This window comes from Aeromonas sp. CA23, from assembly GCF_002587065.1.
GTDB lineage: Bacteria > Pseudomonadota > Gammaproteobacteria > Enterobacterales > Aeromonadaceae > Aeromonas > Aeromonas bestiarum.
On record NZ_CP023818.1, the window covers coordinates 2,476,234 to 2,490,284 of the forward strand.

At 61.5% G+C, this 14,051-nt stretch carries 9 protein-coding genes; 3 read left to right on the forward strand and 6 right to left on the reverse strand.

All coding sequences use genetic code 11. From position 1 onward, the window contains the following. Positions 1-91 precede the first annotated feature (91 nt). Complete coding sequence (locus CK910_RS11730) at positions 92-1,222, reverse strand: hybrid sensor histidine kinase/response regulator (protein WP_098983161.1); 1,131 nt, start codon at positions 1,220-1,222, stop codon at positions 92-94. 237 nt (positions 1,223-1,459) lie between these two features. Here CK910_RS11730 and CK910_RS11735 point away from each other — a divergent pair, with 237 nt between their 5' ends. After that, positions 1,460-3,175 carry an NAD-dependent malic enzyme gene (locus CK910_RS11735; RefSeq protein ID WP_098983163.1) on the forward strand — a complete coding sequence of 572 codons (1,716 nt, stop codon included), beginning with the start codon at positions 1,460-1,462 and terminating at the stop codon, positions 3,173-3,175. Positions 3,176-3,571: 396 nt separating this feature from the next. Next, complete coding sequence (locus CK910_RS11740; RefSeq protein WP_172955298.1) at positions 3,572-4,810, forward strand: uracil-xanthine permease family protein; 1,239 nt, start codon at positions 3,572-3,574, stop codon at positions 4,808-4,810. A gap of 74 nt (positions 4,811-4,884) precedes the next feature. Here CK910_RS11740 and pgl read toward each other — a convergent pair whose 3' ends face one another. The 4 genes from pgl to pykF all read right to left on the reverse strand — a co-directional run bounded on the left by pgl (position 4,885) and on the right by pykF (position 11,896). After that, entirely contained in the window at positions 4,885-5,892 is a 1,008-nt protein-coding gene (pgl, locus tag CK910_RS11745; protein ID WP_098983169.1) for a 6-phosphogluconolactonase, read from the reverse strand. Positions 5,893-5,957: 65 nt separating this feature from the next. Beyond that, positions 5,958-6,791 carry a hypothetical protein gene (locus tag CK910_RS11750; protein ID WP_098983171.1) on the reverse strand — a complete coding sequence of 278 codons (834 nt, stop codon included), beginning with the start codon at positions 6,789-6,791 and terminating at the stop codon, positions 5,958-5,960. Between the two features lie 224 nt (positions 6,792-7,015). Further along, positions 7,016-10,336, reverse strand: a complete 3,321-nt coding sequence (mscK, locus tag CK910_RS11755) for a mechanosensitive channel MscK (RefSeq protein ID WP_098983174.1) — start codon at positions 10,334-10,336, stop codon at positions 7,016-7,018. Positions 10,337-10,483: 147 nt separating this feature from the next. Beyond that, positions 10,484-11,896 carry a pyruvate kinase PykF gene (pykF, locus tag CK910_RS11760; protein ID WP_042870985.1) on the reverse strand — a complete coding sequence of 471 codons (1,413 nt, stop codon included), beginning with the start codon at positions 11,894-11,896 and terminating at the stop codon, positions 10,484-10,486. Between the two features lie 303 nt (positions 11,897-12,199). Here pykF and CK910_RS11765 point away from each other — a divergent pair, with 303 nt between their 5' ends. Further along, a complete protein-coding gene (locus tag CK910_RS11765) occupies positions 12,200-12,418 on the forward strand; it encodes a hypothetical protein (RefSeq protein WP_098983176.1) in 219 nt (72 codons plus the stop codon). 70 nt (positions 12,419-12,488) lie between these two features. Here the strand turns inward: CK910_RS11765 and CK910_RS11770 are convergent, their stop codons facing one another. After that, positions 12,489-13,670 carry a M28 family metallopeptidase gene (locus CK910_RS11770; protein ID WP_098983179.1) on the reverse strand — a complete coding sequence of 394 codons (1,182 nt, stop codon included), beginning with the start codon at positions 13,668-13,670 and terminating at the stop codon, positions 12,489-12,491. Positions 13,671-14,051: the final 381 nt, after the last annotated feature.

The window sequence follows — 14,051 nt, forward strand, 5'->3', positions numbered from 1 at the left end:
GCTGGCAGTGATTCAACGATGAAAGAGAAGGGGCGCTGTGGCGTCCCTTTTTATTGTCTGTTTGTCATTGCACTCGTCAGCGCCAGCCTCTTTACAGGGGCGGCTGCAGGGGGAGCCGGATCTGGTATGTCAGCCCTTGGCCAGGAGGGCTGGTCACGGTCAGCTGGCCGTGCAGGTTGTTCTCCACCAGGTTGTGGATGCGGCAGGCGCTCAGGCCGCAGTGGTTGGTGTTGCCGCGCTGGGTGGTGAAGAAGGGTTCGAACAGACGGGGCAACTGCTCGGCCGTCATGCCGGGGCCCGAGTCTCTGTAGGTCAGCAGCAGCTCGTTGCCGCTTTGCGCTATGTTGAGGCCGAAGCTGTGTTGCCCCGGCCCCTTGAAGGCGTGATCCATGCTGTTCTTGATGAGCTCCTGCACCAGATCGAGAAACAGCGGCTCGGGGGCGGTCAGGGTCACCTCTTCGCCCCCGACATCCGCATTGACTCTGGCGATGAGAAACTCGGGCGAGAAGGCCTGCAGCAGCTTGCGCAGGCTTTTTTGCACCGGGAAGGGGAGGGCCGGCGGCTCGTGCTGATCCCGGGTCAGCTCCTTGAAGCGGGTGATCAGCAGGGCGACCCGGCGCAGGCTGGATTCGACCAGCTCTGTGCCCTCCTTGATGTCGGTGAGCTGCTGGTGGAGCAGGCGCTGGCCCAGCATGCCGTTTTGCACCGCGTTCGCCAGCAGATCGCCCGCGCCGTGGATCAGGCTGGAGGCCGTGATGCCGATGCCGACCGGGGTGTTGATCTCGTGGGCAATCCCGGCCGTGAGCTGGAACAGGCTCTGGTAGAGCTGAACCTTGGCCTGCTGGCGGCTCAGATCCTTGAGGCGCAGCTGGTTTTGCACCCGGGCCAGCACCTCTAGCTGGTGAAACGGCTTGGAGACATAGTCGCAGCCGCCGGCCTGAAAGGCCTGCTCGAGGGCGCTGATCTCGTTGTTGGCACTGATGAAGAGGACGGGCAGGCACCACTGGCCCGGCAACTGCTTGATGCGGCGGCACGCTTCATAGCCATCCATCACCGGCATGTTGATGTCCATCAACACCAGTGCGGGAGGAAACCGGGTAGCGGCATCCAGCGCCTGCTGGCCGTCGGTCGCCTCGCGCACCTGATAACCCGCCTCTTCCAGCAGGCAGCGCAATATGTAGCGGTTGGACGCCATGTCATCGACGATCAGGATATCACTCATGTGTTCTCTCCCGCCCCTGAGGAAACTCATCCTGCTGGTGGCCTGTTGTTCAGCATAGTTGGCCGATTTAGGCTGTGCGTGGCCGGTATGAGGCCATAAACCGGTTTGGCGCGTTTTTTGGCCGCAGGGTATGCCCAAGCTCACAAAACTAAACAACCAAACGTCATATGATTGATTTCATTATGAGTCTTGCTCTCCTGCCGAACGGCAATTTCACGTAAATCAAAGAGAACGACTATGGCTACCGGACAATATCTGCTGTGGAAAGATGCACAGGGACAGGATTTTCGCCCCGTTGCACTGACTGGCACCGATCTGCTCAACGATCGCAATCTCAACAAGGGCACCGCCTTCACCGAACAGGAGCGCGCCGACTTCGAGCTCGACGGCCTGTTGCCTCCCCGGGTTCAGACTTTTGAGGCCCAGCTGGAGCGGGTCTATCAGGGCTTTTTGAGCGCCTGCAGCGACATCGAAAAGTACCAGAACCTGCGCGCCCTGCAGGATCGCAACGAGACTCTGTTCTATGCCCTGCTGTCACGCCACGTGGAGGAGATGACCCCCATCATCTATACCCCGACCGTCGGCAAGGCGTGCCAGGAGTTCAGCCACCGCTACCAGAAGGCGCGCGGCCTCTATATCACCCCGAAAAACGTCGAGGACATGGGCTCCCTGGCCCGCCAGCTGGACGCAAAATCGGTGCGCATTATCGTGGTGACCGACAGCCAGGGCATCCTGGGAATAGGTGATCAGGGGGTGGGCGGCATGGGGATCCCCATCGGCAAGCTCTCTCTCTATACTCTGGCGGCCGGTATTCACCCTGCCTGCTGCCTGCCCATAGCACTGGATGTGGGCACCGACAATCAGGCCCTGCTGGACGACCCCATGTATCTGGGTCAGCCTCACAAGCGCATCCGTGGCAAGGAGTACGACGACTTCATCGACAAGTTCGTGGCCGGGGTCAAGCGCCACTTCCCGAACGCCGTGCTGCAGTGGGAAGACTTCAGCAAGTCCAACGCCTTCAACAATCTCTCCCGCTACCAGCAGTCCCTGCCGTCGTTCAACGATGACATTCAGGGCACGGGGGCCGTGGTACTGGCCGGCATCATAGGGGCGGTCAAGGTCAAGGGGGAGACCCTGGGCCAGCAGAACTACCTGGTCTATGGCGCCGGCGCCGGCGGGGTAGGGGTTGCGGATCAGATCTGTGCCGGCATGATCCGCGAGGGACTGGATCCGCAGGCGGCCCGGGATCGCATCTATATCCTGGATACCCAAGGGCTGGTATGTGACAACCGCGAGGGGCTCGACGAGTACAAGCGCCGTTACGCCAAACCGGGTCTGCTGCTGGCGGGCTGGGATACCGAAGTGCCCGGCAGGGCCAACCTGACCGACGTGCTGCGCCATGTGCCCATCACAGTGCTGCTCGGCACCAGCGGTTCCGGCGGCGCCTTCAAGGAGGAGCACGTGCAACTGATGCAAAAGCACTGTGCCCGCCCCATGGTGTTCCCGCTCTCCAACCCGACTGCCAACTGCGAAGCGCTGCCGGAAGACATCTACCGCTGGAGTCAGGGCAAGGCCATAGTCGCCACCGGCAGCCCGTTCAAGGACGTGCACTATGAGGGCAAGGATTACCGCATAGGCCAGGGCAACAACGTCTTCATCTTCCCAGGTGTGGGGCTGGCGGCCATCGTCAGCCAGCTGAGCGAGATCAGCCCGGATATCTTCACCACGGCCGCTTTTGCGCTGGCCGAGTGCGTGAACGAGGTGGATCTGGCACAAGGCTCCGTCTATCCGCGCATTCGCGAGCTGCGCAACATCTCGGTGCACGTGGCGACTGCCGTGCTCAAAGACATAGTGCGCAAGGATCCCTCCCATCCGCTGATCGGGCAGGATCTGCAGCAGCATATCCTGAGCCACATGTGGGAGCCGCTCTACCTGCCTTATCGCCGGGTATGACGGCCGAAAGCGTGAGATGAAAAGGGGGTGGCCGTCGGCCACCCCCTTTTTCGTTTGACCATCATCCGATGTTGGTCGCATCAAATTGTTGCCTTTGTCATTCCGGGGGCAGTTGCGGTGCAGGTATCAGGTTGGTGCTCAAAACATCGCCCAGCTGAAAGCCTTATCAATAAAGTCCACCAGAAAAACGATTGGCGTCCGCCATAAAAGTGCGTAAAATCGCATACTCGATGCTTGTAGCAACGAATCCCGCCTAAAAAGCCAGTTTCATGCCCTCCCCAAGCAGTAAAAGGTAACGAATGACGCCAACTGGCCCATTTCACGCCTTGAAAGCGTCTTGTGATAACTGAAAAGTGTCAAATATCCCTGTCAGTTATCAAAAAATTAAGGACATCCATGTTTTCCTTAGTCAAGCAAAGTGTCGCCGGGCTGCAAATCCTGTTTGTCGCCTTCGGTGCCATGGTTCTGGTGCCCCTGCTCACCGGACTGAACCCCTCCATGGCCCTGCTTGGCGCCGGTGTGGGCACCCTGTTGTTCCAGCTCTGCACTCGCCGCCAGGTCCCGATTTTCCTCGGTTCCAGCTTTGCCTTCATCGCCCCCATCATCTACGCCACCCAGACATGGGGACTGCCGTCCACCATGTTTGGCCTGTTTGCCGCCGGTTTCATGTACTTCATCCTGGCCGCACTCATTCGCGTGCGGGGCATGGGCTTTGTGCACAAGTTGCTGCCGCCCGTGGTGATTGGCCCAGTGATCATGGTGATCGGCCTGTCGGTCGCTCAGGTTGCCTGCAACATGGCGATGGGCCGTGCCGGTGGTGAGCAGGTGGTGCCTGCTGGGACTGCACTGACGCTGGCTGGCATCTCGCTGGCGGTGACCCTGATTGCGGCCGTGTTCTGCAAGGGCTGGATCAAGCTGATCCCCATACTGTGCGGTGTCATCGCCGGTTATGTCTCTGCCGTGCTGATGGGCCAGGTGAACTTCGACGGTCTGGTCAACACCCCCTGGCTGGCGCTGCCTCACTTCGAAACGCCGGAGATCAACTGGGCTGCCGCCCTGTTCATGCTGCCGGTGGCCATAGCCCCCTGTATCGAACACATAGGCGGCGTGCTCGCCATCGGTGGTGTGACCGGGCAGGACTACACCAAGAATCCGGGTCTGCACCGCACCCTGGCCGGTGACGGTATCGGCGTCTGCTTCGCCGGTTTCATCGGTGGCCCACCCGTGACCACCTACGCCGAAGTGACCGGCGCAGTGATGATCACCCGCAACTTCAACCCTGTCACCATGACCTGGGCCGCGGTGTTCGCCATCATTCTGGCCTTCTTCGGCAAGTTCAACGCCCTGCTCACCTCCATCCCCATGCCGGTGATGGGCGGCATCATGCTGCTGCTGTTCGGATCCATCGCCGCCATCGGTCTCAAGACGCTGGTGGAGTCCAAGGTGGATCTGGGGCTGGCCCGCAACATCGCCATCGTGGCCGTGACCCTGACGGTCGGCGTCGGCGCGCTGGAGATGAAGATAGGTGACTTCGCCCTGGCCGGTGTCGGCCTGGCATCGGTTGCCGCCATACTGCTCAACCTGATCCTGCCTGCCAGCTCCGAAGAGGGTGCCATGGAGAGCGCCAAGGACTAAGCAAAGGATTGCTGTCAGTCACATAGTGAGGCCACCCCAGGGTGGCCTCACTCATTTGGACCGGTTTTTCGGCGTCACTCGGACAAGGCCAGCACCCGCACCCACATGGCCCCGTCGCCCACCGGATGGCGCGCGAGCAGCGTCAGCTCGCCGCTGCCCGGGTCTATGCGGTGCACGGCGAGCTGGTGGGAGGCTTGCCCGGCTGCCAGCAGATAGCGGCCGCTGTGATCGATGGCAAAACCGCGCGGCATTGTCTCGGTCGGGAAGTGGGCCAGCGGGGTCAGGCTGCCATCCCGCTCCGCTATGCCAAACAGGGTCAGCAGGCTGCTGGCCCGCTCGCAGCTGTAGAGAAAACGGCCATCCGGCGTGACATGCAGATCCGCCCCCCAACGCTCTCCCTGATACCCCGCGGGCAGCATGTCCAGACTCTGTTGCAGATGGATATGGCCATCGGCCTGCCTGTGATAGCGGTTGATGGTGCAATCTAGCTCGTTCAGGCAGTAGATATCACCATTGACGGGGTGCAGCGCCAGGTGCCTTGGCCCGGCGCCGCTGGCGGTCTGCAGATCTCCCAGCGGATGGGGCGCCAGCCGCCCCTCGTCGTTCAGGGTGAAGCGGCGGATGGCATCTTCCGTGAGGCAGGCAACCAGCGCCTCCTGCCTGCCCTGCTCGTCCGCCAGCAGGGTGACCGAGTGAGCCGTCATCAGCGGATCCATATGCTGGTGCGGGGCCTGCACCAGGCCTGCGGCATCGATGGGGGAGACGGTGACATGGTTGAAGGCGTAGGAAGCCGCCAGCAGGAAGCGGCCGTCGGCCGTGATGGCGGTGTGGGAGGCACTGCCCGCCAGCGGCGCCGAGCCCTGTTCGCTGAGCCGGCCATCCATGCCAATCCAGTAGCTGATGACCGCAAAATCGGGCCGCACGGCGGCATGAAGCCAGCGTCCATCCGGGCTTGTCACCAGCGGCTGGACCTGGCCCGGGGTATCGACCACCTGCAATAGCGCGAGCTCCCCGCTCTCGGCCAGGGCAAACACATGGATCTGCTGGCTGGCGGGGCTCGCCACATAAACGACCTGCTGCATCTGATCTCTACTCCTTGTCATGGGTAACGGCAGGCCAATCTTATCTCCATCCTCCGGGGTTTTGCTTACTCTTTTGCCCGGCCCGGGCACACCACCTGATGGGCCTTCAGGTGATAGAGCTCCACCTGCGGGTGGCTGAAGAAGCCCACTTCCCACGGATTTTTCTGCACGAATGCGGCGCGAATGGGCTCGAACAGTGGATGATCCTGCGGGATCTGGTAGGCATCGGCGGCGATGATGGTGTAATTCCACTCGATGGCCCGGGTGTAGGTAAACACAGCCCGCGAGTCGATGGCGAAATGGCAGCGGCCGTCGCGCTTGAGCAGCCGGGATTTGAAGGTCTCGGGGAAGGTGATGAAGAAGATGTCGTCCTCATCCGAGGAGAGAAATGCCAGCACTGTGGTGTGCGGCTGTGACTGGGCCCGGGTGACCAGTACCCCTATCTTGTTCTCCACTTCGCGCAGGTCAGGCACGGGCAAGCCGGTGAGCGGGGTGATCGGCAGAGGAACTGCCTCTCGCCCGTCTTGCGGATGCTGGTAGTCCGGCTGGGCAAAGGCATGGACCACCCGATTGCCATACCAGAGCTCGAACTGCAGCGGGGTGACATGGACCCTGCCGGGCGAAACCCGCTCGACCCGCCCCTTGTAGGAGGCGCGATAGACGCTCAGGGAGGCATCGTACTCATCGACCCCGGTGCGGTTGTCCAGGTGCAGGGTGATCTTGTCGCCCGCCGCCAGCTGGTGCCCCTTGGGAAAGCTGAGCAGCAGCGTATCGTCGTCATGGATCTCGACCCCGCAGATATAGACGCCGGTCTCCTTGCTGGCCGGATCGGCATAGGTGGCGGCGACCCCGAGCAGGGGGGAGCCGAGAAAAGCGAGCAGACTGGATGGTGAATTCATGGCGCACCTCGATTGCAAATGTGGGGATGTGGCACCTGAGTGTATCCCGGCTTGGCCGAACTGGCGGTCGTGCCATCACCCTTTACCCGCTATCCAAGTTACTGATAAGTGACGGCTTGTTCTCGCCTCGCCATCACAAAACCGCCAACCCGGTTCCGCCGGGCGGGCCAGGACCATAAAAAAGGCCCCGTCACGGGGCCTTGGGTACTGGTTGTCGTCCTGCATCAGGCGGGCTGCTGGCCCGGCGGCGGCAGGGCGGCGGAGCTGGGCTCCACCTTCTGCTCTTCGCCCTTCATGTTCTTGATGTAGACATCCATCTGGTTGAAGGCGATCTCGATGCCGTTCGCCTTGAACAGGGCGTCGATCTTGCGGTTCAGCTCGTCCACGGCCGGGTTGCGATCGCCGAGCTCGCTCACGAAGAAGCGCAGCTCGTGATCCAGGGTGCTGGGGCCGAAGGTGAGGAAGTAGACGATGGGGGCCGGGTCTTTCAACACGCGGCTGTTGTCGTCGGCGGCCTGCTTGAGCAGGGTGCGAGTCAGCTCCAGATCCGAGCCGTAGGCGACCCCGACCCGCACTATGACGCGGGTGACGGTATCGCTCAGGGACCAGTTGATCAGCCGCTCTGTCATCAGCTGCTGGTTGGGGATGATCACCTCTTTGCGGTCGAAGTCGGTCAGGGTGGTGGCGCGAATGCGTATCCTGGAGACGGTACCGGAGAAGGGACCAATGGTGACTGTGTCGCCGATCCGCACCGGACGCTCGAACAGTATGATGATGCCCGAGACGAAGTTGGAGAGGATCTCCTTCATGCCAAAACCGATACCGACCGACAGACCACCCGCTACCCACTGCAGCTTGTCCCACTGTACACCCATCATGGAGAGGGCGGTCAGGGAGCCGAAGCCGATCAGCACATAGTTGAGCATGGTGGTGATGGCGTAGGCGGTACCCTGGGCCAGGTTCAACTTGGAGAGCACCAGCACCTCCAGCAGACCGGGCAGGTTGCGGGCCAGTGACCAGGCACCCCCGAGCAGGAGGAAGCCGATCAGCACGTCGCTCAGGCTGATCGGGAAGAGCACGGCATTGGCGCCGCTCCCTTCACTGCGGTGCCACAGCACCATGCTGTCGAGGTAGGAGAAGACAGCCACCAGATCAGACCAGAGCCAGTAGAAGGCGACACCGAATACCAGCAGCAGCACGGTACGGGTCAAGCGCAGGGATTGCTGGCTGACATCCTCCAGATCCATGGGTTGCTCTTCGATGGACTCGCCACCTTCCGCGTCTTCCACCGATCTGTGCTCACGCTTGGCCACTGCACGGCGGTAAGCCAGACGGCGGGCCGCCAGCTCCAGACCACGCAGGGCGGTGCGGTAGACCAGGCTCCAGATGATCAGCAGGTAGAAGGACTCCACCAGACGGCCGGTCAGTTTCAGCGCCGTGTAGTAGTAGCCCAGACCGACCAGCACCATCAGTGCCACCGGCGCCAGCGCCAGGGCGCCCGCGGTGATCGACTGCTGCATGCTGCCCTCGCCCTTGATAATGGCGCGAGAGATGGGGAACACCAGATAGGTGGTGAGGCCCAGCAGCAGCAGGGTCAGCGCCTGACCGACAACATCGTTGCCCAGCGACGAGGGCTCTACCACCGCCTTGGTCGAGAGCATGATGAGCGGCAGCAGCGGCAGCCACAGATAGCGCATGCTGGTGCGTTTGGCCTGCAGCTCGGCCTTCGGCATGCGGAAGTGGGATTCGGCAATGCCGCCCGGGCGCATTACCGCCAGATAGACGCTGAACACCAGATAACCGAGGGCCAGGTTGAGGGTGATCTGGAAAATCAGTTTGGGGCTGAGCAGGCCGCAGTAAGTGAGCCAGAGACCGGCCGCCAGTATGAACAGGCTGCCCGGCAGGCGCTGCAGCACGGAATAGAGCAGGGCGCGCGGCGTGTGCCACTGGCTGTCCTGGCGAAAACGTCCCAGATCCTTGGCGATCCTCTGCTGGCGCTTGACCAGGGTCGGGCGTTTCCAGATCAGCAGGCCACCCACCAGCAGCAGCGGGAAGGCGAGCAGGGAAACCGGCAGCAGCATCTCGCCCCAGCCGTCCCAGTCCGGCTTCAGCACCCAGTCCGAGGCTTGCTTGTAGGCCTGGGCTGGCCAGTTGATGAACCACTTCATGTCGATGGGTTTGTTGCTGCTGACCCAGAAGATGTGTTGCTGCAGGGTAAATTCGATGGAGGCATAGATCCGCGCCAGCTGCTGCTGGGTCAGCTGCAGGCTGATGGCGTTGGTCAGCTGGCTGTCGAGCTGACGGTTGAGCTGGTCGAGCAGGCTGATGCGGGTGTCGAGCAGGGTGGAGAGGTTGGCCTTGTCCTCTGCAGTGACAGGTTCGCTGCTGTTGGCGATCAGGTTGTCCAGATACTGGGTTTTCTGGAACAGTTGGTCACGTTGCTGGCTCAGTTCGAACTGGGCCAGATGCAGGTCGGCGATCTGCTCCTCCAGGTTCTTGACCGCAGAGGTGGGGGCGGACTCCAGCTGCTGGTAGAGCTGATAGAGGATGCGCGACAGCAGCAGGTTGCCCTTGAGCATCTGTACCTGTTCGTTCAGGTTGCGCTCTGTCTGGGTGCCGCGTTCCAGCCAGCTCTTGGCTTGCAGGTTCTTCTGCACCAGATTGTTGAGATTGGTGGTGGCGCTGACCAGTTGCTGGCTGAGCTGATGGTTGAGTTCCTGCTCTTTTTGTACCAGCGGGTTATCGTCGATGGCGACCAGTTCACCTGTCTGCTCGGCAGTTTTTTCGGTATCGCCCAGACGTTTGGCACTGCTCTGCTCCTGCAGCAGTTGCAGCTTCTGCTCCTCGTTGGCGAGGCGGGCGTTCTGGTAGTCCCGTTGCTTGACCGCCAGATCCTGCATGCTGGTGCGGTTATCCAGCTGTTGTTGCAGGTTGGCCAGTTGCAGCTCCAGCAAGGCCAGCTCGGCGCCCAGCTTCATCTTCTCGGCACTGCTGACGCTGTCACCGACGTTGAGGCGGGTGCGGATCTCCTGGCTGCGCTGATAGGCGCGGCTCATGTTGGTCTGGGCCCGCTCCGGCAGGGTTTGCAGACTGGTGAGCTGGCTGCCTATGGTGCCGAGGGTTTCCTGGGCATCCTGCATGTTGGCCAGCACTTCAGGCTGGCGGCTGTCCAGTTCCGCCAGGCTCATGCTGGCGTACTCGCTCTTGATCTGCTCGGCGCTCTTGTTCTGGGTCAGGGCATCGAGTTTGGCGCTGATGTCCCTGAGTTCACCCGGCAGGGAGCGAAGGCGCTGGGTTTGGCTCCTGGCCTTGGCGTGCTCCTTCTCGATGCTGTCGAGCAGGCTGAGGGTCTCGGTCAGGAGCTTCTGGTCGGCCTGCTGGCTGACGGTGAGGGTGTCTGACTTGCCGAGGGCATCGAGCGCGCGCTGTACGCTGGCTCTTTGGGGCACGTCCTGCGCCATGGCTTGCGGTACGCAGAGGCTGATGAATAAGCAGAGCAGCGGCAACAGGGTGGCCGAGGCTCTTTTGAAGCGTGTTGAGAGCATAAAACTTCCGGGTTATTACGCGATAGTTGGGAAATTTCCCACTTGGATTGAATCCGCGTGGATTCTAACACCGGGCTTGAACGGGAAGCAGGGGGGCAGATAAAAAAAACGGCGCCCGCAGGCGCCGTTTCATCGGTTCGGTACGGATTAGAGTACGTGAACGGAGGCGGTGTTGGTGGTGCCGCTCGGTACCAGGGCACCGGAGACCATGACAACCACGTCACCCTTCAGACCCATGCCGCTGGCCAGCGCCGCTTCTTTACCGATGCGATAGAAATCGTCGGTGGAGGCGATGCTGTCAACCACGTGAGCAATCACACCCTTGGTCAGAACCAGCTGGGCAGCTGTCTTCTTGTTGGTGGTGATGGCCAGGATCCAGGCTTGCGGGAAGTACTTGCGAATGGCCTTGGCAGACTTGCCGCCTTCGGTGGCAACCACGATCAGCGGGGCATCCAGCTTCTCGGAGGTCTCGACCGCGCCTTTACAGACGGCTTCGGTGATGCGCAGCTTGTTGCTGTCGTTGGCAGCAGACAGGTTGGACGGCATCACGGCATCGGTACGCTCGCAGATGGTGGCCATGATGGTCACGGCTTCCAGCGGGTACTTGCCCTTAGCGGATTCACCGGACAGCATGACTGCGTCGGTACCATCCAGGATGGCGTTGGCCACGTCGCCGGCTTCGGCGCGGGTCGGACGCGGGTTCTTGATCATGGAATCCAGCATCTGGGTGGCGGTGATAACCACTTTACGTGCCTTGTTGCACTTGGTGATGATCATCTTCTGGGCGAAGATCACTTCTTCAACCGGAATTTCCACGCCCATGTCGCCACGTGCAACCATGATGCCGTCAGAGACAGCCAGGATCTCGTCGAAGTTGTCCAGGCCTTCCTGGTTTTCGATCTTGGAGATGATCTGGATGTTCTCGCCACCGTGGGCCTTCAGGTGCTCACGGATTTCCAGCACGTCTTCTTTCTTGCGAATGAAGGAGGCAGCAACGAAATCAACGCCTTGCTCGCAACCGAAGATGAGGTCGCGCTTGTCTTTCTCGGCCAGGGCCGGCAGCTTGATGGAGACGCCCGGCAGGTTGATGCCCTTGTTCTCGCCCAGATCACCGTTGTTCAGCACTTTACAGACAACTTCACGCTCGGTGATTTCGATCACGTCCAGGCCGATCAGGCCGTCATCCACCAGGATGCGGTTGCCGACGCGCAGGTCGTTGGCGAAACCGGCATAGGTCACGGCCACTTTGTCTTTGTTGCCAACAACAGTCTGGTCGGTGGTGAAGGTGAAGGTCTGGCCAGCGACCAGGGCAACGTCGTTGCCGCCTTCCAGCTTGATGGTACGGATTTCCGGACCCTTGGTGTCAAGCAGGATAGCTGCGTGCTTGCCGGTTTCGGCCATGACAGCGCGCAGGTTGTTGATACGACCGCCGTGCTCGGCGTAGTCGCCGTGGGAGAAGTTCAGGCGCATGACGTTCATGCCGGCATCCAGCATTTTAGCCAGCATTTCTTTGGATTCGGTCTTGGGACCGATGGTGCAGACGATTTTGGTCTTTTTCATGTCAGTCTTCATGGTTAAGGAGTTTCCGCCGTGCAATATACACCAGTTTTTGGATACTTTTTATGATCCAGAAACAACGTTTTGACCAGATAACGTTTTCTTTTCAGGGATAACGTTTTCCTCCCGGCTACTTTTTAGGGCATAAATTAACTGGTCCGCGCAGATTTGGCATAAATGTTGCCATATGTATCCAGGCGCCGGCCTGCCTCGTCAGATGTTGTAAAATGACGATCCCGCCCTGTCATCAAGCCGTCATCAGTCCCGACAAGAATAGACCCGGTGACGGAACATGAGAGCCCCAGGATGACGCCCTATCTGTTGATACTCTCCCTCGCCCTGCTGGCCGTGCAGGCCCTGCCTGCCGCCTGCTGGCCGGACGATCCTGCCCCGCGGGCTGCCAGCGCCCTTGAGCTTGTCGAATTGCAGCAGATGCTGGCGGCCAGCGAACCCGGCCTCTCCCGTGACGCCTGGCGGCAGCTGCGCCAGGACAGTCTGCACGGCTGGCAACACGGGCCGCACTGAACGGGAGACGTTAAAAGAGAGGGAGGCCAAGCCTCCCTCTCTTTTTATCCTGTTTTCAACGGCATCTGGCTCAGTTGATCTTGCCCATCTCGATGGCGAAGCTGGTGGCCAGCTGGGCGAACTTGAGGGCATGACCGGCGGAGGCGTCCGAATTTGACAGGGTATCCTGCGCCGTGTGGATGTTGGGGTTGTAGTCGTTGAAGCGCGACTCGAACGGCATGGCGGCGGGATAGCCCTGATTGTGCCAGGAGGCGTGATCCGAGCAGCCGTAGCCGCAGCTGTCATAGCCATAGCTTATCTGCGGCAGGTAGGCATCGAGCAACTGGGCGAGATAGCCGGTCAGTCCCTGGTCCGTGTAGTCGGTCATGAAGACGATGTCTTCCGCCGATCCCTGATAGTTGGTCATGTCCAGCTGCAACGCGGCCAGCACCCTGGTGTTGGCCGCCTTGTAGCGACTGGCGATGTCCTTGGAGCCGCGCAGGCCCACCTCTTCCGCCGCATAGCCGATAAATTGCAGGGTGCGTTCCGGTTGGCGCCCCTGCTCGGCGATGACCCTCAGCACCTCGGTCAGGGTGGCGATGCCGGAGGCGTCATCGTCGGCGCCGGGGGCCAGGGTGCGGCTGTTGGGAGCCGAGCCTGCGGTGGAGTCGAGATGACCGCCGATCACCACCACCTCATCCGGATAGCGGCTGCCCTTGAGGGTCAGCACCACGGATTGCTGCGGGTAGCCGCTGTGCTTGACCCGGCTGACGCTGGCCCAGGGCAGGGTTGCGCTCAGGCTCTGCCACTGGCTGGCCACCCAGTCGGCGGATTGCACCCCTGTGGTGGTGGTGTAGTAGCGGTTGCGCCAGCTGGCGAGCTTGCTGATGGTGCCGACTATGTTGCCCTGATCCAGATAGGGCAGCAGTCGGTTGACGCTGCCGCCCTGGGTCAGCGGCGGTGCGCTGAACAGGTTCTGGGTGAGGGGCTGGGCCATGCTCTGCAGGGCGTCGGCCAGGGTGCTGTGCACCACATAGCCGCCGCAGCGCTGATGGCCTTCGTGCATCAGGTGGGAGAGGGTGCCGAGCTCGCTCGCCTCGACCTGAGCCAGCTGGACGGGGGCGCCGCTGGCACTGAACAGGGGGGCCAGCTTGGCCTTGACCTGCTTGAGTTCGACGCCGCTGTCGGCTCCGACCGTGATCCAGACTGGGTCGGCGGCCTGCACGGCGAGGGGCAGCAGGGGGAGCAAGAGGGCGGTCAGCAAGGGTTTCATATCGGATCCTTCCGGGTAGCGTGACAGATGAATGGCATAAGTGGGTGTCATAAGACGACCTGCCCAGTCTAGTCAGGGGAGTGCACGCCGGATCTGCCCATCTGGCGGGCTGGCTGCCCCATCCGGTGGGGGTCACTGCAGGATCTGCTGTTTACCCGGGGGGTTGGGCCGGGCTGGTCAGCGCTTTGTGCTGATGAGAAGGGGAGTGGCAGTCTGGTTGCCGTGCCCTGGCCATTGTGCCCCGGCTGGGGGGCTGACGCAGGGACCCAAAGTGTGCCATGTCGGCGATATTGCACCACTATGGCAGGGGCTGGCCGCTGCGCGCGGCCCAAACGAAAGGGGCCTGGGGCCCCTCTCTGTCGGTTTGCTCCGTGCCAATGG